General features: G+C 73.0%; 19 protein-coding genes. 9 read left to right on the forward strand and 10 right to left on the reverse strand.

Going from position 1 to position 23,266, the window contains the following annotated elements:
• Positions 1–19: 19 nt before the first annotated feature.
• On the forward strand, positions 20–1,120 hold the full coding sequence (locus AB0F82_RS05750; RefSeq protein ID WP_362624430.1) for an FAD-dependent oxidoreductase: 1,101 nt from the start codon (positions 20–22) through the stop codon (positions 1,118–1,120).
• Positions 1,121–1,146: 26 nt separating this feature from the next.
• Here AB0F82_RS05750 and mltG read toward each other — a convergent pair whose 3' ends face one another.
• Both mltG and AB0F82_RS05760 read right to left on the reverse strand, forming a co-directional pair.
• Positions 1,147–1,989: an endolytic transglycosylase MltG gene (mltG, locus tag AB0F82_RS05755; RefSeq protein ID WP_362624338.1), complete on the reverse strand. Its 843-nt coding sequence runs from the start codon at positions 1,987–1,989 to the stop codon at positions 1,147–1,149.
• A 63-nt stretch (positions 1,990–2,052) separates the two neighbouring features.
• The gene (locus AB0F82_RS05760; protein WP_356811395.1) at positions 2,053–3,915 is read right to left on the reverse strand and encodes an ABC transporter ATP-binding protein; all 1,863 of its coding nucleotides are present in this window, start codon (positions 3,913–3,915) and stop codon (positions 2,053–2,055) included.
• Positions 3,916–4,046: 131 nt separating this feature from the next.
• Here AB0F82_RS05760 and AB0F82_RS05765 point away from each other — a divergent pair, with 131 nt between their 5' ends.
• The 4 genes from AB0F82_RS05765 (at position 4,047) to AB0F82_RS05780 (ending at position 11,319) form a co-directional block, all read left to right on the forward strand.
• Positions 4,047–4,499, forward strand: a complete 453-nt coding sequence (locus AB0F82_RS05765; protein WP_362624340.1) for a MarR family winged helix-turn-helix transcriptional regulator — start codon at positions 4,047–4,049, stop codon at positions 4,497–4,499.
• Positions 4,500–4,539: 40 nt separating this feature from the next.
• On the forward strand, positions 4,540–7,476 hold the full coding sequence (locus AB0F82_RS05770) for an FAD-binding and (Fe-S)-binding domain-containing protein (protein ID WP_362624342.1): 2,937 nt from the start codon (positions 4,540–4,542) through the stop codon (positions 7,474–7,476).
• 160 nt (positions 7,477–7,636) lie between these two features.
• Entirely contained in the window at positions 7,637–9,541 is a 1,905-nt protein-coding gene (locus AB0F82_RS05775) for an ABC transporter ATP-binding protein (RefSeq protein WP_362624344.1), read from the forward strand.
• A complete protein-coding gene (locus tag AB0F82_RS05780; protein ID WP_362624346.1) occupies positions 9,538–11,319 on the forward strand; it encodes an ABC transporter ATP-binding protein in 1,782 nt (593 codons plus the stop codon). Before AB0F82_RS05775 ends, AB0F82_RS05780 begins: the two co-directional genes overlap by 4 nt.
• Before the next feature lie 19 nt (positions 11,320–11,338).
• Here the strand turns inward: AB0F82_RS05780 and AB0F82_RS05785 are convergent, their stop codons facing one another.
• Positions 11,339–12,124, reverse strand: coding sequence for a hypothetical protein (locus AB0F82_RS05785; protein ID WP_362624348.1), 786 nt, complete (start codon positions 12,122–12,124; stop codon positions 11,339–11,341).
• Between the two features lie 63 nt (positions 12,125–12,187).
• On the reverse strand, positions 12,188–12,979 hold the full coding sequence (locus AB0F82_RS05790) for a metal-dependent hydrolase (protein ID WP_356811401.1): 792 nt from the start codon (positions 12,977–12,979) through the stop codon (positions 12,188–12,190).
• Positions 12,980–13,121: 142 nt separating this feature from the next.
• Here AB0F82_RS05790 and AB0F82_RS05795 point away from each other — a divergent pair, with 142 nt between their 5' ends.
• The 3 genes from AB0F82_RS05795 to AB0F82_RS05805 are packed head-to-tail and all read left to right on the forward strand — an operon-like array spanning position 13,122 to position 17,030.
• Positions 13,122–15,644: a DEAD/DEAH box helicase gene (locus AB0F82_RS05795; protein ID WP_362624350.1), complete on the forward strand. Its 2,523-nt coding sequence runs from the start codon at positions 13,122–13,124 to the stop codon at positions 15,642–15,644.
• 52 nt (positions 15,645–15,696) lie between these two features.
• Positions 15,697–16,620 (forward strand): acyl-CoA thioesterase, encoded by a 924-nt coding sequence (locus AB0F82_RS05800; protein WP_356815929.1) that lies wholly within the window; start codon positions 15,697–15,699, stop codon positions 16,618–16,620.
• Positions 16,621–16,628: 8 nt separating this feature from the next.
• The gene (locus AB0F82_RS05805) at positions 16,629–17,030 is read left to right on the forward strand and encodes a YchJ family protein (RefSeq protein ID WP_356815930.1); all 402 of its coding nucleotides are present in this window, start codon (positions 16,629–16,631) and stop codon (positions 17,028–17,030) included.
• Here the strand turns inward: AB0F82_RS05805 and AB0F82_RS05810 are convergent.
• Together AB0F82_RS05810 and AB0F82_RS05815 are read right to left on the reverse strand one after the other, a co-directional pair.
• Positions 16,994–17,851, reverse strand: a complete 858-nt coding sequence (locus AB0F82_RS05810) for a DUF6397 family protein (RefSeq protein ID WP_362624352.1) — start codon at positions 17,849–17,851, stop codon at positions 16,994–16,996. The genes AB0F82_RS05805 and AB0F82_RS05810 overlap by 37 nt on opposite strands.
• Before the next feature lie 118 nt (positions 17,852–17,969).
• Positions 17,970–18,368 carry a roadblock/LC7 domain-containing protein gene (locus AB0F82_RS05815; protein WP_030657457.1) on the reverse strand — a complete coding sequence of 133 codons (399 nt, stop codon included), beginning with the start codon at positions 18,366–18,368 and terminating at the stop codon, positions 17,970–17,972.
• Between the two features lie 106 nt (positions 18,369–18,474).
• Between AB0F82_RS05815 and AB0F82_RS05820 the strand changes: the two genes are divergently transcribed.
• Positions 18,475–18,912 (forward strand): PPOX class F420-dependent oxidoreductase, encoded by a 438-nt coding sequence (locus AB0F82_RS05820; RefSeq protein ID WP_362624355.1) that lies wholly within the window; start codon positions 18,475–18,477, stop codon positions 18,910–18,912.
• A gap of 23 nt (positions 18,913–18,935) precedes the next feature.
• Here the strand turns inward: AB0F82_RS05820 and AB0F82_RS05825 are convergent, their stop codons facing one another.
• The 4 genes from AB0F82_RS05825 to AB0F82_RS05840 are packed head-to-tail and all read right to left on the reverse strand — an operon-like array spanning position 18,936 to position 23,180.
• Positions 18,936–19,673: a GTP-binding protein gene (locus tag AB0F82_RS05825; RefSeq protein ID WP_362624357.1), complete on the reverse strand. Its 738-nt coding sequence runs from the start codon at positions 19,671–19,673 to the stop codon at positions 18,936–18,938.
• Entirely contained in the window at positions 19,673–20,056 is a 384-nt protein-coding gene (locus AB0F82_RS05830; protein WP_362624359.1) for a DUF742 domain-containing protein, read from the reverse strand. Before AB0F82_RS05830 ends, AB0F82_RS05825 begins: the two co-directional genes overlap by 1 nt.
• A gap of 17 nt (positions 20,057–20,073) precedes the next feature.
• Positions 20,074–20,517, reverse strand: a complete 444-nt coding sequence (locus tag AB0F82_RS05835; RefSeq protein ID WP_356815935.1) for a roadblock/LC7 domain-containing protein — start codon at positions 20,515–20,517, stop codon at positions 20,074–20,076.
• Complete coding sequence (locus AB0F82_RS05840) at positions 20,517–23,180, reverse strand: sensor histidine kinase (protein ID WP_362624361.1); 2,664 nt, start codon at positions 23,178–23,180, stop codon at positions 20,517–20,519. The genes AB0F82_RS05835 and AB0F82_RS05840 overlap by 1 nt, the downstream gene beginning before the upstream one ends.
• Positions 23,181–23,266 lie beyond the last annotated feature (86 nt).

Consider the following 23,266-nt stretch of genomic DNA (forward strand, 5'->3'; position numbering starts at 1 on the left):
TAGAACCGTGAACGAGCTGATGTGGAACACGGGTGCGGACGCGGACGCCGACGGGGGCGTGGCCGTGGACGTGGTGGTCGTCGGCGCCGGGCAGGCGGGACTGTCCAGCGCGTACCACCTGACGCGGGCAGGGCTCGACCACGTGGTCCTCGACCACGCACCCCGCCCGGGAGGGGCCTGGCAGTTCCGCTGGCCCTCGCTCACCTACGGCAAGGTCCACGGCATGCACGCCCTGCCCGGCATGGAGCTGACCGGCGCCGACCCGCTGCGACCGTCGTCGGAGGTGGTCGGGGAGTACTTCGCCGCCTACGAGGACCGCTTCGGCCTGCGCGTACGGCGCCCCGTGGACGTCTCGGCGGTCCGCGAGGGTGACGGCGGCCGGCTGCGCGTGGAGACCTCCGCCGGCGTCTGGTCGGCGCGGGCCCTGATCAACGCCACCGGGACCTGGGACCGGCCGTTCTGGCCGCGCTACCCCGGGCAGGAGGCGTTCCGCGACCGCCAGCTGCACACCGCGGACTACCCGGGGCCGCGGGAGTTCGCGGGTGCGCGGGTGATCGTGGTCGGCGGCGGCACGTCGGCGGTCCAGCACCTGCTGGAGATCGCCGAGGTGGCGGCGGAGACCACCTGGGTGACGCGGCGGCCGCCGGTCTTCCGCGACGGCGGCTTCGGCGAGGCCGAGGGGCGGGCCGCGGTGGCCCTGGTGGACGACCGGGTGCGCCGGGGGCTGCCGCCGCAGAGCGTGGTCAGCGTGACGGGCCTCCCGCTGAACGAGGCCGTCCGGGCGGGCCTGGCCTCGGGCGTCCTGGCCCGCCGGCCCGTCTTCGACCGGATCACCGCCACGGGCGCCGCCTGGGCCGACGGCAGCCGTGTGGACGCGGACGTCATCCTGTGGGCCACCGGCTTCCGTGCGGCGGTCGACCACCTGGCCCCGCTGCGACTGCGCGAGCCGGGCGGCGGTATCCGGGTCGAGGGGACCCGGGCCGTGCGCGACGAGCGGATCCACCTGGTCGGCTACGGACCGTCGGCGTCGACCATCGGCGCCAACCGCGCCGGCGGGGCGGCGGCCCGCCAGGTCCGCCGCCTGCTGACCCGCGAGCGAACCGCCACGCCCGTGCCGTGATCCGGCCGGGCGGGGGCCGCACCGGTTCACCCGGCGCGCGGGCCCGCGTGGGCGCGGTGCTTGTTGAACTCCGCCACGTGCTTCTTGTGCTCCTCGTACGTCGCCGAGAAGCGGGTGTCCCCCGGCTTGACGGTGACGAAGTACAGCCAGTCGCCGGGCGTCGGCGCGACCGCCGCCGCCATGGCCTCCAGGCCCGGGCTGTCGATCGGCGTCGGAGGCAGGCCCTGGCGTTCGTACGTGTTGAAGGGGCTGTCGATCCGGGTGTCGCTCAGCGTGGTCTCGACGGTGCTGCGGTTGAGTGCGTAGTTGATGGTGGAGTCCATCTGGAGCGGCATCGACTTCGCGAGCCGGTTGTACACCACCCGGGCGACCTTGCCCCTGTCGGCCGGGGTCTCGGCCTCCGCCTCGATGATGCTGGCCATCGTGGCCGTCTGGTACGGGGTCATCCCGTGGGCCTTGCCGCCGTCGGCCACCGCCTTGGTGGCGAGCTTCTCGTTGGCCGTGCGCACCATGTGGGCGAGGAGCGCGGCCGGGGTGGTCTTCGAGGTCACCGGGTACGTCGCGGGGAAGAGGTACCCCTCCGGGTTGCCCTTGGCCTCGGCGGGCAGGGCCAGTCCGGCGGTGGCCACCGCCGACTTCGCAGATCCCGGCGGGAGGTTCAGTGCGCGGTCGACCGCGGAGTACACCTGCGTCGCGCGCCAGCCCTCGGGGATCACCAGCCGGCGTGGCTCCTCCGGCTCTCGCCCACCCCGCAGGCCCGGGATCAGGACTGCCGCTCCGATCGCGAGCAGTACGCCGAGGAAGAGCGCCAGGCGGCCCCGGCGGGTGAGCCGGGATCGGGCCTGGGGCGGCCGGTACTCATGACTCATGCCGGAACGCTAACCCGCAGACCGCCACATTTCCGATATCCAGCCCGAGCGCCGGTCATATGGTCACACGTTCACCGGAGCCAGCTGCGCATCCTCGGGCGGCTCGGGTGTGAGCGCGGCGTTCCGGTCCCGGCGGACCAGGGCCGCGTAGCGGCCGTCCGCCTTCAGGAGCTCCTCGTGGGTGCCGCGCTCGACTATGCGGCCGCCGTCGAGGACCACGATCTGGTCGGCGTCGCGGACGGTGGACAGGCGGTGCGCGATGGTGATGGTGGTGCGGCCCGCGGACAGGTGGTCGATGGCCTGCTGGACAGCGTGCTCGGTACGCGTGTCGAGGGCACTGGTGGCCTCGTCGAGGATGAGCACCGGCGGGTCCCTCAAGATGGTGCGGGCGATGGCCAGACGCTGCTTCTCGCCCCCGGAGAAGCGGTAACCGCGCTCGCCGACCAGGGTGTCGTATCCGTCGGGCAGGGACGCGATGTGGTCGTGGATCTGGGCGGCGCGGGCCGCCTCGGCGATCTCCTCGTCGGTGGCGTCAGGCTTGGCGAAGCGCAGGTTGTCCGCGACCGAGGCGTGGAAGAGGTAGGTCTCCTGGGAGACCACCCCGATGGAGCGGGCCAGCGAGTCGAAGTCGAGGTCGCGCACGTCCACCCCGTCGATGGCGACCCGTCCGCCGCTCACGTCGTAGAGCCGCGGCACGAGGTAGCTGAGGGTGCTCTTGCCGGAGCCCGTCGGGCCGACCACGGCGAGGGAACCCCCGGCGGGGACGGTGATGTCGATCCCCGAGAGGGTCGGGCCGTTCTCGGAGTCGTAGGTGAAGTGCACGTCCTCCAGGGCGACCTCGCCCTTGGCCCGCTCCAGCCGGACCGGTTCGGCGCGTTCGGTGATGTCCACCGGCAGGTCGAGGTACTCGAAGATGCGAGCGAACAGCGCGAGCGAGGTCTGTATCTGAACGCCTGTCGACAACAGGCTCACGGCGGGCCGGAAGAGCCCCTGCTGGAGGGTGACGAAGGCGACGAGGGTTCCGACGGACAGCGAGGGGGCGCCGGTCTGCAGGGCGACGCCGGCGGCCCAGTAGATCAGCGCGGGCATGGCGGCCATGACGATGCCGATGGTGGACATCCGCCAGCGCCCGGCCATGCTGGAGCGCACCTCGAGGTCGACGAGCTTCTCGGACTCCGCGGAGAAGGCGGCGGTGAGCGACTCCGAACGGCCCATGGTGCGGCCGAGCAGGATGCCGCTGACCGAGAGCGACTCGGTGACCGTCGCGGCCATGGCGGCCATCTGCTTCTGCCGCTGCGTCGTGATCCTCTTGCGCTCGTGGCCGACCCGCCGGCTGATCCACACGAACACGGGCAGCAGGAGCAGCGAGACCAGGGTGAGCCGCCAGTCGAGCGCGAGCATGGCGACCACGGTGGCGATGACGGCCGTCAGGTTCGAGACGAGCGAGGTCGCGGTGGAGGTGACGGTGGCCTGCATGCCGCCGATGTCGTTGGCGATGCGGGACTGCACCTCGCCGGTGCGGGTCCGGGTGAAGAAGGCGAGCGGCATCCGCTGGAGCTGGGCGTAGACGGCGGTGCGCAGGTCGTGCATGACACGCTGGCCCACGGTGGTGGATATCAGCGTCTGGAGCACGCCGAAGACACTGGTGACGACGGCGGTGAGGATCATGCCGAGCGCGAGCAGGCTGAGCAGTCCCGTACGGCCCTGCGGGATCGCGACGTCGAGGATCTCCCTGAGCAGGAACGGCGAGGCGACGCCGACCAGCGAGGAGGCGCAGACGAGCAGGCCGACGACGGCGAGCCGGCCGCGGTAGGGCCGGAAGAGCGCGACGATCCGGCGCAGCTCCCGCGGCTGCTCCGCCGGGGCGGGGCGGCTCGGATCCAGGGGGTCTTTCGATGGGGTCCACTTCGGTTCGTCGTGAGGCATGGGCACCCTCTCGGGGTCGGGGGACGGGGGTCGGGTCTTCGCGGAGCCGGCTCCGCGGAGGCCGGCGCCATTGGAGCATAGGTCATTGTTACCTATGCTCACAATGAATGGGGTCCTGATATCGTTCCCGCATGAGCTCCGCCTCCGACACCGATCGCCTCCTCGCCGAACAGCTCCTGCGCCTGACGCGCAGGCTCCACCGGATCCAGAAGCGCCACATGGTGCCGCTCGGGATCACTCCCGCCCAGAGTCGGCTGCTGCGCCTCGTCTCGCATTACGAGGGCGAGCAGCCGCCCCGGATGGCGGACCTCGCCGCCCGCCTGGAGGTCGTCCCCCGTGCGGTGACCACCCTCGTCGACGGCCTGGAGGCGGCCGAGTGCGTGCGGCGCGTGCCCGACCCGGCGAACCGCCGCGTCATCAGGATCGAGCTCACCGACAGCGGACGCGCCACGCTGCGCCGTCTGCGCGACGCGCGGACCGACGCGGCGGAGGAGATCCTGGCTCCGTTGACCGCCGACCAGCGCGAGGTGCTCGGCGGTCTGCTGAACGCCCTGTCGGACGCCCCGGCGGAGCGCACCTGCTGAACAGGCCACCCGCGGGCCGCGACGAGGCGAGGGGTCCCACATGCCGCTGCTGGAACCGGAGCCGGGGGCCCTGCGCCCGCGCGGCGCCGGCGGCCCCTCCCCCGACCGGGTCCCTGCGCACCGCGCCGCCGGCACACCGGAACCCCTGCGCACCGAGCTGACCGAGCTGCTGGGCGCCGACAAGGTGCTGTGGAAGGTCTCCGACCTGGTGCGCTACGCCTCCGACGCCTCCCCCTACCGCTTCGTGCCCCAGGTCGTGGTGATCGCCGAGGACATCGACGACGTCTCCGCGGTCCTCTCCTACGCCCGCGGCCGGCAACGCGAGGTCGTCTTTCGCGCCGCCGGGACCTCGCTGAACGGCCAGGCCCAGGGCGAGGACATCCTGGTCGACGTACGCCGGCACTGGGCCGGCGTCGAGGTGCTGGAGGAGGGCCGGCGGGCCCGCGTCCGGCCCGGCACCACCGTGCTGCGGGCCAACGCCGCGCTGGCCCGCCACGGCCGCGTCCTCGGCCCCGACCCGGCCAGCGCCATCGCCTGCACCGTCGGCGGGGTCGTCGCCAACAACGCCTCCGGGATGACGGCGGGCACCACGCGCAACTCCTACCGCACGCTGTCCTCCCTCACCTTCGTGCTGCCCGGCGGCACCGTGGTGGACACCGCCGATCCGCTGGCCGACGGGGAACTGGCGCGCGCCGAGCCGGCCCTGTGCCGCGGACTGATGGAGATCAAGCGGGAGATCGAGGCCGATGCCGCCCTGGCGGCCCGGATCCGCGCCAAGTACGAGATCAAGAACACCACCGGCTACCGGCTCGACGCCTACCTGGACGGCAACACCCCCGTCGAGATCCTGCGGGGCCTCATGGTCGGATCGGAGGGCACCCTCGGCTTCATCTCGGAGGTAGTCTTCGACACCCTCCCCCTGGACCGCGAACTGTGCACCGCCCTGCTCTTCTTCCCCTCGCTGCCCGCCGCGGCCGCGGCCGTACCCCGCTTCACCGAAGTGGGCGCCCTGGCCGTGGAGCTGATGGACGCGAACACCCTGCGGGCCTCGGTCAGCGTCGAGGGGGTGCCCGCCGACTGGGCCGCCCTGCCCGGGACGACGACGGCCCTGCTCGTGGAGTTCCGGGCTCCGGACGCGGCCGGCCGGGACGACTGCGCACGCCGCGCGGCGGCGGCCCTCGACGGCCTCGACCTGGTCGCCCCGGTGCCTTCGATCACCAACCGCTTCACCAGCGACCCGCGGACCATCAGCGGCTACTGGAAGGCCCGCAAGGCGTTCGTCACCGCCGTCGGCGGCGCCCGCGCCCGCGGCACCACGCTGATCACCGAGGACTTCGCGGTGCCGCCGTCGCGGCTGGCCGAGGCGTGCGCGGCGCTCCTCGAACTGCAGGCGGGGCACGGCTTCGACGCGGCCGTCGCCGGTCACGCCGCGCACGGGAACCTGCACTTCCTGCTCGCCTTCGACGCCGCGGACCCCGCCGACGTCGAGCGGTACGGCGCCTTCATGGAGGCCTTCTGCCGGCTCACCGTGGAGCGCTTCGACGGCTCCCTGAAGGCCGAGCACTCCACCGGCCGCAACATGGCCCCCTTCCTGGAACTGGAATGGGGCCCCGAGGCCACCGCCCTGATGTGGCGCACCAAACGGCTCGTCGACCCGGCCGGGGTGCTCGCCCCGCGGGTCCTCCTCGACCGCGACCCGCGGGCCCATCTGCGCGGCCTGAAGACCATCCCGCGGGTGGAGGCGGAGGCGGACCCCTGCATCGAGTGCGGGTTCTGCGAACCGACCTGCCCCAGCGGGGACCTGACGACCACACCGCGCCAGCGCATCGTGCTGCGCCGGGAGATGGTCCGGCAACAGCCGGGCTCGCCCCTGCTGGAGGGACTGCTCGGCGCCTACGGCCACGACGCGGTCGACACCTGCGCGGGCGATTCCACCTGCCGGCTCGCCTGCCCGGTCGGGATCGACACCGGGGCGCTGATGAGGGACTTCCGCCACCGCCGGCACGGTCCGCGCGAGGAGGCGGCCGCCGCGCTGGCCGCCCGGCACTTCCGCACCGTCGAGGCCGCCGCCCGGATGGCCGTCGCCACCGCCGGCCGGATCCCCGACCGGGTCGGGGACCGGCTGCTGGAAGCGGTCACCGGGGCCGTGCGCAGGGCCGTACGACCGGACCTGGTGCCGCGGTGGCTGCCGCAGATCCCCGGAGCCGCCGCCAGGGAACTGCCCGTGACACGGCGGTCGGGCGCCGCGGCCGTCTACTACCCGGCCTGCGTCAACCGGATCTTCGGCGGCCCGGCGGGCCGGCCCGGGCCGTCGCTGCCGCAGGCCCTGGTGGCCGTGTCGGAGCGGGCGGGCAAACCGGTGTGGATCCCCCGCGACGTCACCGGCACCTGCTGCGCGACGATCTGGCACTCCAAGGGCTACGGGGAGGGGAACCGGCTGATGGCCGACCGGATCGTCGAGGCGGCCTGGGGCTGGACGGCCGGCGGGCGGCTGCCCCTGGTCGTCGACGCCTCCTCCTGCGCCCTGGGCATCGCGCGGGAGGTGGTCCCGTACCTGACGCCGGACAACCGGGCGCTGCACGAGGAGTTGCGGATCGTCGACTCCGTCGTGTGGGCGGCGCAGGAGCTGCTGCCTCACCTGGAGGTCCGGCGCAGGGTGGGCTCGGCCGTCCTCCACCCCACCTGCTCGATGCGGCACCTGGGCGACGAGCCGCAGCTGCGGGCGGTCGCCGAGGCCTGCGCCGACGAGGTGGTGGTCCCGGACGACGCGGGCTGCTGTGCCTTCGCGGGCGACCGGGGCATGCTGCACCCGGAGTTGACGGCCGCGGCGACGGCGCGGGAGGCCGCGGAGGTGACCGCGCGGCCCTTCGACGCCCACCTGTCGGCGAACCGGATGTGCGAGGTGGGCATGGACCGGGCCACCGGACGCCGCTACTACTCGGCCCTGCTCGAACTGGAGCGCGCCACCCGCCCGTGAGCGCCGGTGCGTGCGACCCCCGCGACCAGGCATCGAGCCGGAGCCGGCGTGCGCAAACCTCTTTCCCTCGGCTTCCGGCGGACGGAAAATCGATTGCCCGACGCCGGTCCGGAAGGCGAACCTTGCACGGTTTGGACCACTCGACCAGTCATGGGGCGTCATGCAGATCAGCGATCTTCCGTATCCGGATCCGGGGATGCCCGACGCTCGTTCCGGCCCCCGTTTCCTGCTGTGGCTGGGACGTGGTCAGCTCGGCGGACAGCTCAAGAGCCTGGCCTGGGGGATGCTGCACTTCGGCGGGGTGGCCGGACTGCCGTACGCCGTGGGCCTGGGCGTCGACGCCGTCGTCGACCGCGAGCCGAACCGGCTGCTGCTCGTCGGCGCCCTGCTCGTCCTGATCGGCGTCGCCATCTCCGTGGGCGATGCCATGCTCCACCGCACCGCCGTCACCAACTGGATCACCGCCGCCGCACGGGTGCAGCAACTCCTCGCCCGCAAGACCGCCGAGCTGGGCTCCGCCCTGACCCGCCGGGTCGCAGCGGGTGAGGTGGTCGCGGTGTCCACCGGCGACGTCGAGAAGATCGGATGGTTCGTCGAGGCGGTCTCCCGCTTCCTCGCAGCCGTCTTCGCCATCGTCCTGGTCTGTGTCGGCCTGGTGTTCTACGCCCCCGAGCTCGGCGTGGTCGTCGCCGTCGGCGTGCCGCTGATCGCCCTGGCCTCGCTGCCGCTGCTGCCGCGGGCCACCCGACGCGCCGACGTCCAGCGGGAGAAGGCGGGCAAGGCGACCGAGCTGGCCTCCGACACCGTCGCCGGCCTGCGCGTGCTGCGCGGCATCGGCGGCGAGGAGCTGTTCCTCGGCCGGTACCGCGAGGCCTCGCAGGAGGTCCGCAGGGCCGCCGTGCGCAGCGCCCGGATGTGGGCGCTGATCTCGGCGATCCAGGTGGTGCTCCCGGGCCTGCTGCTGATCACGGTCGTCTGGTACGGCGCCTCGCTGGCCCTGGACGGGCGCATCGCGGTGGGTGAACTCGTCGCGGCGTTCAGCGCGGTGGCGACACTGCTCTACCCGCTGCGGCACTTCGAGGAGATCGCCATGGCGTACTCCTTCTCGCGGCCCTCCGCGAAGCGGGCGGCGCGGGTGCTGTCGCTGACGCGGACGGACCCGGCGCAGCGCCCCGCGCAGGCCGGGCCGCCGGTCGGGGAACCGGCCGCGGGCGGGGACATGTACGACCCGCGGACCGGACTGCTGGCGCCCGCCGGCCGGTTCACCGCCGTCGTCTGCGGGGACCCGGACCTGGCGGGCCGGCTGGCCGAACGCCTCGGCGGCCATGCCGTGGAGGAACAGGACCGGGACCGGAACGGCGAGGGGAACCGGGACGGCGACCGGGACCGGGACGGCGGCCGGGACCGGGACGGCGAGGACGGTCCTTCGGTGCTCCTCGGCGGGGTCGCCCTGGACGACCTCGAACTCGACACCGCCCGCAGGCTGGTCCTCGTACAGGACAAGGATCCGGTGCTGCTCTCCGGGACACTGCGGGAACTGCTCGACGTACCGGCCTCCGGGGCGGTCGAGCCGGGCGCCGCTCTGGCGGCCGCCCAGTGCGCGGACGTACTGGACGCGCTGCTGCAGTCGGCGCCGGACGGGGTCGACGACCCGATGGACGCCCGGATCACCGAGCGCGGCCGGTCCCTGTCCGGCGGCCAGCGCCAGCGTCTCGCGCTGGCCCGGTCCCTGGTCACCGACCCGGAGGTGCTCGTGCTCGACGAGCCGACCTCGGCGGTCGACTCGCACACCGAGGCACGGATCGCGGACGGCATCGCGGCTCTGCGCGGCGGACGGACCACGGTCGTCCTGGCGTCCTCGCCGCTGCTGCTGGACCGCGCGGACCGGGTCGTGCTCATCGACGGCGGCACCGTGGCGGCGGTGGGGACACACCGCGAGCTGCTGCACCGCGAGCCGCTCTACCGGGCGGTCGTCACCCGCGAAACGGACGAGGAGCAGCGGCTCGCCGGACTCGGACTGACAGAGCTGGAAGAAGTACTCACAGAGATCGAGGAATCCGCATGATCGGCGTGGCGCCACCGGAATACGATCCGGCGGCCCCCGAAACGGCCGCGACCCTGCCCGTGGGCACGCCGGCGACCGTACGGGGCTATGTGCGCGACCTGTTCCGGCGCCACCGGCGGCCCTTCCTGGTGCTGGTGGGCGTCAACGCGGTCGCGGTGATCGCCTCCATGGTCGGCCCGTACCTGCTGGGCCGGGTCGTGGACGATCTCGCGGCGGGGGCGCGCGAGCTGCATCTGGAGCGGATGGCGCTGCTGTTCGCGCTGGCGCTCGCCGTGCAGACGTTCTTCGTGCGGCTGGTACGGCTGCGCGGGGCGATGCTGGGCGAGGAGATGCTCGCCGATCTGCGTGAGGATTTCCTGGTGCGGTCGGTGGGGCTGCCGCCGGGCGTGTTGGAACGGGCCGGCACCGGTGACCTGCTGTCGCGGATCACCACTGACATCGACCGGCTGGCCAACGCGATGCGTGAGGCCGTGCCGCAGCTGGCCATCGGCGTGGTGTGGGCGGGGCTGCTGTTCGGGGCCCTCGCGGTGACGGCGCCGCCGCTGGCGCTGGCCGCGCTCGTCGCGCTGCCGGTCCTGGTGATCGGCTGCCGCTGGTACTTCCGGCGGGCGCCTTCGGCCTACCGGTCGGAGGCGGCGGGCTACGCCGCGGTCTCGGCCGTGCTCACCGAGACGGTGGACGCGGGCCGCACGGTCGAGGCGCACCGCCTGGGTCCGGAGCGGATCGCCCGGTCGGAGCGGCGGATCAAGGAGTGGACGGCCTGGGAGCGGTACACGCTGTTCCTGCGGACCGTCCTCTTCCCCGTCATCAACGTCACCTTCGTGACGATCCTCGGCTCGGTGCTGCTGATCGGCGGCTACTGCGTGCTGCAGGGCTGGATGTCGGTGGGGCAGCTGACCACGGGCGCGCTGCTGGCGCAGATGCTGGTCGATCCGATCGGCCTGATCCTGCGCTGGTACGACGAGCTGCAGGTCGCCCAGGTGTCGCTGGGCCGCCTGGTGGGCGTGCGGGAGATCGAACCGGACGCGGGCGACGCGAAGGTGGCGCCAGACGGCCGGGACGTCCGGGCCCAGGAGGTCCGCTTCGGCTACCGGGAGGGTGTGGACGTCCTGCACCAGGTGTCGATGTCCGTGCCGCCGGGCACCCGGATGGCGCTCGTCGGCCCCTCGGGCGCGGGCAAGTCCACCCTGGGGCGGCTGCTGGCGGGGATCTACGAGCCCCGCACCGGCGAGGTCACCCTCGGCGGGGCCCGGCTGTCGCGTATGCCGGCGGAGCGGGTGCGTGAGCACGTGGCCCTGGTCAACCAGGAGCACCACGTGTTCGTGGGTTCCCTGCGCGACAACCTCCGTCTGGCGCGGACGGGTGCCGAGGACGGCGAGCTGTGGGCGGCGCTGGGCGCGGTGGACGCGGACGGCTGGGCACGGGCGCTGGAGGGCGGCCTGGACACCGAGGTCGGCTCCGGCGGTACGCCGCTCACCCCGGCGCAGGCCCAGCAGGTGGCGCTGGCCCGGCTGGTGCTGGCGGATCCGCACACGCTGGTGCTGGACGAGGCCACCTCGCTGCTGGACCCGCGGGCCGCACGGCATCTGGAGCGCTCGCTGGCCCGGGTGCTGGACGGCCGTACGGTCATCGCGATCGCCCACCGGCTCCACACGGCCCACGACGCGGATGTGATCGCGGTGGTCGAGGGCGGTCGGATCAGCGAACTCGGCTCGCACGACGAGCTGGTCGCGGCGGACGGGGCGTACGCGGCGCTGTGGCGGTCCTGGCACGGCTGATCCCGCGGCGGAGGGCCCGTCAGCTGGTCCAGGGAAGTCGTACGGCCTCGATCACCGGGTCACGGAGCAGTGTTTCGGCCAGGCGCTCGGGGCCGACGACCTTGGTGGCCCACAGGTCGTAGTCGGTGCACAGGATCCACGAGCGGTCCTCCGGCCACAGGTTGGACGGGCTGAAGTCGGCGTCAGGGTTGTCGTAGAGGGCATGGGCGTCACCCAGCCGGCCGGTGCGGACGTGGAGGTCGTCGAAATCGACCACTGGCAGCATCAGCGGGTTGTAGTAGGCGAAGACCCTGGTGTCCGGGCCCTGCGTGCTGTGTGCCACGAGCACGTCGACGAGCCGGTCCCATGTCGGGCGGTCGAGGCTGCCCTCCGTGGGCGGCTCGATGCCGACGGGCCAGCTGTCGTCCAGCCGCGCGGAGGGGAAGCACCGCAGGGACGGGTACTTCCCTTCAGGGACCATCGGGTCCCCGCACCGGGCGGAGAGTTCGGCCCAGCGCAGCCGGCGATAGGACGGTCCCGGATGCTCGGCGCGTCCGAGACCGCCGCCGGTGGCGGTGCCGAACTCGAGGTCGATGTTCCCCAGGCGGGCGGGCTCGATGACGCCCGCGGCGAGGGCCGCCTGGCGCCGTTCGTGGTGGGAGTGGCCCCCGGGTCCGCTCTCGTGCTCGTACATGGCGTTCAGCACCCAGACCGCATCGGGACGCCGGGGCGGCTCGAAGCCGGTCGTTCCGTCACCGCAGAGTTCAACCAGCCAGTCGGCCTCGGAGGACGAAGCCTGCGGCCAGAGGCGGTGCGTCTCAGACATCGGCCCAGGTTACGGGCGGTCCCTTCGGGTCGAGAGACCGGGCCGGCATGATCGGCAAGGCCGCTAGATGAAGCCGAGGGCTGATGCGCCTCCGAAGCCGCCGAGCAGGACGAAGACCGGCATCAGGACCTTCAGCTCCACCCAGCTGCCGGCCCGGAAGCGCATCGGCTTCGGCGGGCCGATCGGGTACCAGCGCTTTCCGGCGATCGGCAGGGGCCACAGGACCGGGCAGCCGGAGACCGTCAGCGCGTCGCCGATGTCGTGGACCAGGGCTCCGAGCACGATGGGCAGGCCGAGCCAGAGGTATTCCTGCCCCGGCTCGGTGAACAGCCAGTTCGCACCGTTTCCGGGCTGGTCGAGCACCCCGGCCATGATCCACGCACTGGTCGCGCCGAGCAGCCAGACCAGGACGTCGCTGGACATGCGGGCGGCCCGCCACAGGAGGCCCTCGACCGCGAGCACCAGGTGCACGAAGAGCAGCGCGAGCACACCCCAGCGGTCGGCGGTGACGGCGAGCGCCGAGGCGCCGCCGCCGATCAGGACCGCCCAGAGCCAGGTGTGCGTCAGGGTGCGGTGGCCGCCGGAGCGGCGGGCGTCCTTCGTGGAGCGGGTGGCCTTGTAGACGGCATAGGAGATCTTGTCGACCACCTCGCACAGGCCCTTGGACAGCGGACCGAAGGCGCGGGAGATCGTCGCCGACTTGTGGTCGAGGTCCGGGGCGAGGGCGGCGCCGGCGCAGATCAGCGCGCCGACGACGAGGACCGGCCAGGGCATGGGATGGCCGGCGGCCGCAGTGGCCGCTCCCACCCCCAGCCAGGCCGCCGCCCCGGACAGTGAGTGCGCCGGACCCATCATGGTCGTTCCCCGCCCCGCTGGTGTGTATCGGGCCCTGTTGACCGCTTCGTTCGGGCCGCATCGACGGCACAGCGTACAGTCGGTGATCTTCGCTGCCTCCTCCGGTTCCCTGATCCGGGGGGAAGCCAGGCAAGATGGGGGCGTGACCCTCATTGATCAGCTCCCGCCGACCGCCGACCCCGACGCCCTCTTCGAGGCTTTCTCCTCGTGGGCGGAGGACCAGGGCATCACCCTGTACCCGGCTCAGGAGGAGGCGCTGATCGAGGTCGTCTCCGGGGCGAACGTGGTCCTGTCCACCCCGACCGGCTCCGGCAAGAGCCTGGTCGCGGCCGGTGCGCACTTCACGGCCCTGGCCCAGGACAAGGTGACCTTCTACACCGCCCCGATCAAGGCGCTGGTCTCGGAGAAGTTCTTCGACCTCTGCAAGCTCTTCGGCACCGAGAACGTCGGCATGCTGACCGGCGACGCCTCGGTGAACGCGGACGCGCCGGTGATCTGCTGCACCGCCGAGGTGCTGGCCTCCATCGCACTGCGCGACGGCAAGCACGCCGACATCGGCCAGGTCGTGATGGACGAGTTCCACTTCTATGCCGAGCCGGACCGCGGCTGGGCCTGGCAGATTCCGCTGCTGGAGCTGCCGCAGGCACAGTTCGTCCTGATGTCCGCGACCCTCGGCGACATGAAGCGGTTCGAGGACGACCTGACCCGGCGCACCGGCCGGCCCACCTCGGTGGTCCGCTCCGCGACCCGGCCCGTACCGCTGTCGTACGAGTACGTGACCACGCCGATCACCGACACGATCACCGAGCTGCTGGAGACCCGGCAGGCCCCCGTCTACATCGTGCACTTCACGCAGGCCCAGGCGGTCGAGCGGGCGCAGTCGCTCATGAGCATCAACATGTGCACGCGCGAGGAGAAGGACAAGATCCAGGAACTGATCGGAAACTTCCGCTTCACCACCAAGTTCGGCCAGAACCTGTCCCGCTACGTCCGTCACGGCATCGGCGTCCACCACGCCGGCATGCTGCCCAAGTACCGGCGTCTGGTGGAGAAGCTCGCGCAGGCCGGCCTGCTGAAGGTCATCTGCGGTACGGACACGCTCGGGGTCGGCGTCAACGTCCCGATCCGCACCGTGCTGTTCACGGCGCTCACCAAGTACGACGGCAACCGGGTCCGCACGCTGCGTGCCCGCGAGTTCCACCAGATCGCCGGCCGCGCCGGCCGGGCCGGTTTCGACACGGCGGGTTATGTGGTCGCCCAGGCGCCCGAGCACGTCATCGAGAACGAGAAGGCCCTCGCGAAGGCGGGCGACGACCCGAAGAAGCGCCGCAAGGTGGTCCGCAAGAAGGCTCCCGAGGGCTTCGTCGCCTGGTCGGACACCACCTTCGAGAAGCTCATCGCCGCCGACCCGGAGCCGCTGACCTCGCGCTTCAAGGTCACCAACATCATGCTGCTGTCGGTGATCGCCCGGCCGGGCGACGCCTTCCAGGCGATGCGCCACCTGCTGGAGGACAACCACGAGCCGCGCAAGGCCCAGCTGCGGCACATCCGGCGGGCCATCGCGATCTACCGCTCGCTGCTGGACGGCGGTGTGGTCGAGAAGCTCGACACCCCGGACGCGGAGGGCCGCACGATCCGGCTCACCGTCGACCTCCAGCAGGACTTCGCGCTCAACCAGCCGCTGTCCACCTTCGCGCTGGCCTCCTTCGACCTGCTGGACCCGGAGTCCCCCTCCTACGCGCTGGACATGGTGTCCGTCGTGGAGTCCACGCTGGACGACCCGCGCCAGATCCTGGCCGCCCAGCAGAACAAGGAACGCGGCATGGCGGTCGGCCAGATGAAGGCCGACGGGATCGAGTACGAGGAGCGGATGGAGCGTCTCCAGGACGTCACCTATCCCAAGCCCCTCGAAGAGCTGCTCCTCCACGCCTACGACGTGTACGCCAAGAGCCACCCGTGGGTGCGGGACCACCCCGTCTCCCCGAAGTCGATCATCCGCGACATGTACGAACGTGCGATGACCTTCACCGAGTTCACCTCCTTCTACGAGCTGGCCCGCACCGAGGGCATCGTGCTGCGCTATCTGGCGAGCGCGTTCAAGGCGCTGGACCACACCATTCCCGACGACCTCAAGTCCGAGGACCTCCAGGACCTGATCGAGTGGCTCGGCGAGCTGGTCCGCCAGGTCGACTCCAGCCTGCTGGACGAGTGGGAGCAGCTGGCGAACCCGGAGGTGGAGACGGCGGAGCAGGCCCAGGAGAAGGCCGACCAGGTCAAGCCGGTCACCGCGAACGCGCGCGCCTTCCGCGTCCTGGTCCGCAACGCGATGTTCCGCCGGGTGGAGCTGGCCGCCCTGGACCACGTGAACGTGCTGGGCGAGCTGGACGCCGAGTCGGGCTGGGACGCCGACGCCTGGGGCGAGGCCATGGACGCGTACTGGGACGAGTACGACGACCTGGGCACCGGCCCGGACGCCCGCGGCCCTAAGCTGCTGCAGATCGAGGAGGACCCGGCGCACGGTCTGTGGCGCGTCCGCCAGACCTTCGCCGACCCGAGCGGCGACCATGGCTGGGGCATCAGCGCCGAGGTCGACCTGGCGGCCTCCGACGAGGAGGGCCGGGCCGTCGTCCGGGTCACCTCGGTCGGCGAGCTCGGCGCCCTGTGACCTGATCCGGCACGCCGCCGGACCGCCCGGACCCGACAGTGGAGATCCTCTGATGACGAACCCCGCCGAGAGACTGGTCGATCTGCTCGACCTGGAGCAGATCGAGGTCAACATCTTCCGCGGCGCCAGCCCGCAAGAGTCCCTCCAGCGCGTTTTCGGCGGCCAGGTCGCCGGCCAGGCGCTGGTGGCGGCGGGCCGCACCGTCGAGACCGACCGCCCCGTCCACTCGTTGCACGCGTATTTCCTGCGCCCCGGCATCCCCGGGGTGCCGATCGTGTACCAGGTGGAACGGGTGCGCGACGGGCGGTCCTTCACCACGCGCCGGGTCACCGCGGTCCAGCAGGGCAAGACGATCTTCAATCTCACCGCCTCCTTCCATCATCCGGAGGACGGCAGCATCGAGCACCAGCTGCCTCCTCACCACGTCCCCCATCCCGACACGCTCCCCAAGGTCGCGGACGAGATCCGCGAGCACCTCGGGGCGCTGCCGGAGGCGCTGGAGCGGATGGCCCGCCGCCAGCCCTTCGACATCCGCTACGTGAACCGGCTCCGCTGGACCCCGGAAGAACTCAAGGGTGCCGATCCGCGCAGCGCGGTGTGGATGCGCGCCGTCGGCCCGCTGGGCGACGACCCGCTCGTCCACACCTGCGCCCTCACCTACGCCAGTGACATGACCCTCCTCGACGCCGTGCGCATCCCCGTGGAACCCCTGTGGGGCATGCGCGGTTTCGACATGGCCTCGCTCGACCACGCCATGTGGTTCCACCGGCCGTTCCGGGCGGACGAGTGGTTCCTCTACGACCAGGAGTCGCCCATCGCGCACGGCGGCCGGGGTCTGGCCCGGGGCCGGATCTACGACCTGGAGGGCAGGTTGCTGGTCTCCGTGGTCCAGGAGGGCCTCTTCCGCCCGTACCCCGCCGAGCCGAGCCGCCCGTACCAGCCGAGCCGGCCGTCCGACTCCGCACCGAAGAACTGAGCAGACCCGTGCCGACCCCCGCCCTGCCGTGCCCCTGCGGGCTGCCCGCCGCCTACCCGGAGTGCTGCGGCCGCTTCCACTCCGGTGACGGCCAGGCGCCGACCGCCGAGCTGCTGATGCGCTCCCGCTTCAGTGCCTTCGCCGTCGGTGACACCGCCTACCTGTTGCGCTCCTGGCACCCCTCGACGCGCCCTGCCCGCCTGGACCTGGATCCCGGGCAGCGCTGGGAGCGGCTGGAGATCCTCGCCACGGACCGCGGCGGGATGTTCGAGACGGAGGGCTCGGTGGAGTTCCGCGCGCACTACCGCGAGGGCCGGCACACCGGATCGCTGCACGAGCACAGCGCCTTCTCCCGTGAGGCCGGGGCCTGGGTCTACGTCGGTCCCCTCTCCCCCGTCGACTTCGACTGAGCCCGGGCCCCGGCCAGGGCGAACTCCAGGCTGGTGCGGTACCAGTGGACCTCGTCCGGCGGCCCGGCCCGCAGCAGCCCCTCCGCCACCGCCGCGGCGGCGGGAACCTGCGGATGCCCGTACGGCGGGGGCGGGGCGAGGGCGGCCAGAACGATCCGTTCCGCCGGATCGGGCACGGCCGCGCGCAGCTCGTCCTCGGGGAGTACGCAGGCCAGTACGGCCGCGCGGGCCCATGGATCGGCGGTCCGTCTCAGCAGGAGCCCCACGTGCCGCCCGCGCCATGTGCGTGGCCGCAGGTCCCCCGTGGCCGCCAGCAGTTCCCGGTCCTCGGCGGACGCCGTCCCGCGCAGCATCCGAGGCTCCCGATCGGCGAACTCCCGCAGCTCCGCGGCCAGATAGAGCCATACGACGGTGCGGTAGCGGTTGATCCGGTAGCCGACCGGGGTGATGTGCCCGCAGCGCGCGAGCCGCGTGAACCGGCTCGGGCCGACTCCCAGCACCTCGGCCGCCGCCTGGGCCCCTGCCACCGTCTCGACCTGTCGGCGCAGCGCGTCGGGCGGGCCGGCGGCCGCGTCCCGCACCCTCGCCAGCTCCGCCCGCGCGAAGCGCGCGGCCCCGCCGGCCGCCGGCGGGCCGGTCCGCACGATCCCCAGCTGGACGGCCCTGGCCAACTCGCCGCGGGTCAAGCCCAGTTCTTCTGCGGCCAGTGCGCTTCCGACCAGCGCCGCGGCGGCGCCGTCAGCCCGGTCGGCCCGGTCGGCTGCCGCCTCCCCCTCGCGCACGGCCATGTCCTTCGGCGGCGCGGTCACCATCTGCGTCATCACGGTCTCCCCCACGAGCAGCGATTACTCTGTGTGAAGACCGTAACTCGTTGCTACGAAGACCCGCGAGGCCTGTGGACAACTCCGCCCCCTCGCCACGCAGCCGCCCACCGGGCGTTCAGCCGCCGGTGATACGCCGTTCCGCGACGCCCAGATGCTCGCCGACCCGGTTGACCAGCAGCGTCATCTCGTACGCGACCTGGCCGATGTCCGCCTCGGCCGCGCTCAGCACGCACAGGGAGCTGCCCGCCCCCGCCGCCATGACGAAGAGGGCGCCGTCGTCGTATTCGACCATCGTCTGGCGGACCTCGCCGGCCCTGAAGTGGCGCCCGGACCCCTTCGCCAGACTCTGCAGCCCGGCCGCCACGGCCGCCAGGTGTTCGGCGTCCTCCCTCGGCAGCCCCGCGCTCGCCCCCGTCACCAGGCCGTCATTGGACAGCACCACCGCGTGCCGCACCTGCGGGACCCTGCGTGTCAGGTCGTCCAGCAGCCAGTCCAGTTGCTTGTCCAGTGCCATTCCAAGCCCCTCCCCGTTGACGCGGCCCGCTCGGCCGCGCCCCACCCCTCGTACTCGTGCCGCAAGCCTTCCCCACCAGTGCCTTTCCGGCAAGGAGGATGTGCCCATGGCGAAGAAGATGACTCAAGAGGAATGGCGGGCATTCGTCTCCCGTTCCACCCGCACCGGAAAGCTCTCCACCGTCCGCGAGGACGGAAGTCCGCACGTCGCTCCCATCTGGTTCGTGCTCGACGGGGACTCCTTCGTCTTCAACACCGGTAAGGACACGGTCAAGGGGCGCAATCTGGCCAGGGACGGCCGCGTCGCGCTCTGCGTGGACGACGACCGGCCGCCGTTCTCCTACGTCGTCCTCCAGGGCCGCGCCGAGATCAGCGGATACGCCGACGACCCGGACGAGATGCTCACCTGGGCAACCCGCATCGCCGCCCGCTACATGGGCGAGGAGGCGGCCGAGGCCTTCGGCCGCCGCAACGCCGTCCCGAGCGAGCTCCTCGTCCGCGTCCCGATCGACAAGGTGATCTCCGTCGCCGGGGTGTCCGACTGACCCGCCCCCGCCGCCGGGCCGGCTCACACGGAACCGGCCTGCGGCCCCACCGAGTCCAGCAGCCGGGCGGTGTGCACCCGCCCGGCGTACTCGACCAGCCTGATCAGCACTTCCTTGCCCGAGTCCTTGTCCCGTGCGTCGCACAGCACCACCGGAGTCCCCTGCTCCAGGTCCAGGGCGCGCGAGACGTCGTGTGCTCCGTAACGCCGGGCTTCGCTGAAGCAGTTGACGGCGACCACGAAGGGGATGCGCCGGTGCTCGAAGTAGTCGACCGCCGGGAAGCAGTCCTCCAGCCGCCGTGTGTCGGCGAGAACCACCGCGCCGAGCGCTCCCTGCGACAGCTCGTCCCAGAGGAACCAGAACCGGTCCTGCCCCGGGGTGCCGAACAGGTAGAGGGACAGCCCGGAGCGGATGGTGATCCGCCCGAAGTCCATGGCCACGGTCGTGGTCGTCTTCTGGGCCACGCCCCCCGTGTCGTCGACCAGTTCGCCCGCCTCGCTCAGCTGCTCCTCGGTGCGCAGCGGCCGGATCTCGCTCACCGCACCGACCAGCGTGGTCTTGCCCACTCCGAAGCCGCCCGCCACAAGGATCTTCAGGGCGAGCGCGGCCAGTTCGCCGTCCTCCTCCACCCCCGGATCCGCGTCCGGGTCCGGGTCCGGGTCCGGGTCCGCGTCCGGACACAGGTCCGGATCCAGGTCCCGTTCCTGGGCGGATCCGGCCGGGCCGGACGTCCCGGAGGGTCGGTTGTCGTGGTGTCCCATCAAAGCGCTCGCAATCCCTCGATGACTTCACGCAGAATCCGCTCGTCCGGCAGTTGGGCGGGCGGTACCGGGCGGCTGACCTTGACGTGCCCGCCCTCCAGCAGGTCCCCGAGGAGCACCCGTACGACTCCCACGGGCAGGTCGGCGTCGGCGGCGAGTTCCGCCACCGACTGGGTCTCGGACCGGCAGAGCCCCAGCAGTGCCCGGTGTTCGGGGCCGAGCAGCAACTCGGCCGCGTCGTCCGCACCGCCCTCCGGGTCCACCGCGACCAGGGCGATCAGGTCGAAGCGGACCCCGTGCGGTCCCGGCTTGGTACGCCCCCCGGTCATGGCGTACGGGCGGACGAGCGGGCCCGCTTCGGCGTCGTACCACTGGCCGTTCATGTGCCGGACCGCCGCCCTCAGCCGGCGGCCGGCGGCCGCGCCGCGAACCGCGGCGGGGTGTAGAGGTGCTCGCCGACCCGCTTGACCAGCCGGGCCATCTCGTAGGCGATCAGCCCGATGTCGGCGCTCGCCGCGCTGAGCACGGCCAGGCAGGAGCCGTCCCCGGCCGCCGCCACGAAGAGGAAGCCCTCGTCCATCTCGACCATCGTCTGGCGCACGCCCCCGGCGTGGAAGTGCCGGCCCGCCCCCTTGGCCAGGCTGTGGAAGCCGGAGGCCACCGCCGCCAGATGCTCGGCGTCCTCCCGGCTGAGCGCGTTGGAGGCGCCGACCGCCAGGCCGTCGTTGGAGAGGACCACGGCGTGCCGGACCTCGACGACCCGGTGGACCAGGTCGTCCAGGAGCCAGTCGAGTTCGCCCGACCTGCGGATGCCGTCGTGGCCGATCCTCTGGTGCTCGATCATCACACTTCTCCTTCGCTGCCTGCGTGGGGGGAGTTCTCCTCGGCGCCGCGGGTCCATCCGGCCCGGTAGGCCGCCATCCGGTCGCGGGCCTGCTCCGGGCTGCGCCCCGGCGGTTCTTCGGGCAGCCGGACGCCTGTGGGCCCCTGGGGCGTGGGGGCCTCCCGCAGCTGCGGGACCAGGCTCGCCTGGCGCACCCGGCGCGGCAGTTCCGTCACGGAGGCCGAGGAGGGTGCGGCCGCCTCCGTACGGGTGCCCGCACCGCCGGCGGCGCGCGGCCGGAGCGGGGCCACCGGTGCCGGGCGCGGCTCCTCGGCCGCACTGGGGTCCGCGCCCCTGGCCGGGGTGGCGCGCGCGTCGTTCCGTACGGCGGCCGGGCCGCGCGCCTCGTCCCGTACGGCGGCCACGGCGGGCGGCTGCTGCGCTGCCGCGGCCGGCTCCCGTGCCGGCACGGCAGCCCGGGCCGGGGCGGGGCCGGCGGCGGCCGGCCGCGACTCCCGGCGCCCGGAGCCCCGGTCCGCACCGGCGTGGTCCGCGGCCGCGGCCGGGTCCCGCTCCGGCATCGGGTCCGGGGCCGGGGCCCCGACGGTGATGGCGCCCTGGAGCATGGAATGGGGCAGCAGCACCACGGCGGTGGTGCCGCCGTAGGGCGAGGTACGCAGGTGCACCTTCACGCCGTGGCGGGCCGAGAGGCGGCTGACCACGAAGAGGCCGAGCCGGTCGCTGTCGAAGAGGTCGAGGTCCTCGGACTGCTCGATGCGCCGGTTGGCGTCGTTGAGGGATTCGCGGCCCATGCCCAGTCCACGGTCCTCGACCTCCAGGACGTAGCCGGTGCCCACCGGTTCTCCGCTGACCCGGACCTTGGTGTGGGGAGGGGAGAACTGGGCCGCGTTCTCGATGAGTTCGGCGAGGAGGTGGGTGAGGTCGGCGACGGCTCCGCCGACCACCGCCGCCTCGGCGAGCTGGCGGACCTCGACGCGCGGATAGTCCTCGATCTCCGAGACGGCGGCCCGGACGACGTTGGTGAGCGGGACCGGCATCCGCCAGGCCCGGCCGGGGGCCGCGCCCGAGAGGATGATCAGGCTCTCCGCGTGCCGGCGCATCCGGGTGGTGAGATGGTCGAGGCGGAAGAGGTCGCCGAGCTCGTTCGGGTCGTCCGCGCGCCGCTCCATCGAGTCGAGCAGGGTGAGCTGCTTGTGCACGAGGACCTGGCTGCGGCGGGCGAGGTTGACGAAGACGCCGGATACTCCGCTGGCGAGCTCCGCCCGCTCGACGGCGGCGCTGAGCGCGGCCCGGTGGACCGTGCCCAGCGCCTCGCCGACCTGGGTGATCTCGTCGTCGGCGGGCGGGCCGGCCGGGGTCTCGGCGGCGACGTCGATCTCCTCGCCCGCGCGCAGCCGCTCCATCGCGTCGGGGAGTTTTCGGTGGGCGATCTCCAGCGCGGTGTTGCGCAGCGAGACCAGTTCGACGACGAGGACGCGGCCGATCCGGACCGAGATGACGAGGGAGGCGGCGACGGCCGCCAGGCCCAGGAGCACGGCGGCTCCGGCCGGGCTGAACGCCCCTTCGGCGACGGGGTCGGCCCGGTGCGCGGCCGCGGTGTGCGCCGCCTCCTCGATCTCCCGCATCGAGGCGCTGATGCCGCTGTGGGCGGCCTCCCATCCCCCGGGCGCCCCACGGCCGTCACGGGAGGTGCCGGTGGCCAGGGCCCGGTCCTCGGCGCCGGTGAGGTCGGCGTAGGCGGCGCTCTTGGCGAGGGACTGCCAGGCGTCGCGCTGGGCGGCGGGCAGGTCGCGGGCCGCGGTCTCGGTGAGTGCGCGGCGGGACTCGATGGCGCCGGTCAGGAGCCGAAGCGTTTCGGCGCTGCGCTGGCCCGGCAGGGCGAGCAGGGCGTCCTCGCGGGACAGGAGTTCCGCGGCGCGGGCGAAGTCGAGCAGGACGCGTGCGTCGGGGCCCAGTTCGGCGTGCTCGGCCCCGGACAGGGAGCCGCTCACGGCGAACGCGGCGTCGACGACCCGGGTGTAGATCGCGAAGGCGGCCTCGGGGGTGGCGCGGCGGTCGGTGATGTCCTTGCGGGCCGAGCCCAGCGCCTCGGCGGCGGCGACGAACGCGTCCAGGCGGACCACGGTGTCCGAGCGGTAGTCGCCGGAGTCGGCGACGGTGTGGCGGTCGCCGAGCCGCAGGCCGCGGACGGCGCTGTCGGTGCGGCGGGCCTGCTGGCCCAGGGCGGCCGGGTCGGCGGCGGGGTCGGCCAGGAGGCGGACGGCCGCACGCCGTTCGGCCTGCAGCTCGGTGACGGCGGCGGCGACGGGGGCTCGTATCTCGGAGTCGACCTGCTGGACCCGGGCCAGCCGGGCTATGTCCTGGGCGGTGTTGACGGTGGCGAAGGCCCAGAGCCCGAGGAGCGAGACGACCGGGACCATCAGCAGCGAGACGATCTTCGCGCGGACGGTGGCGGGGCGCAGCCGCAGCCGCAGCCGGGGACCGCGCTCGCCGGGTTCGGCGGAGCGGCGCGGGCGGGCGTCGTCCGCCTGCAGCGGCTGCTGCCGTGCCCGGTCTCCCGCCGGTTCCTCGGCCGGGGGCCCGGCATGGGCCCGGCGGCCGCGTGCCGGCGGCGCGGGCAGCCGCGGCGCCGCTGCTTCCGGTCTTCTGCGGGGTGTTCGCATGGCTCCTCGTTCCGGGCGGTGCCTGTGGGTGCGGTCGGTGCGGTCGGCGGTCGGTGCGGTCGTCGGTCGATGGGCAGTGCGGTCGT

This window comes from Streptomyces virginiae (genome assembly GCF_040638905.1).
In the GTDB taxonomy this organism is placed as follows: domain Bacteria; phylum Actinomycetota; class Actinomycetes; order Streptomycetales; family Streptomycetaceae; genus Streptomyces; species Streptomyces virginiae_B.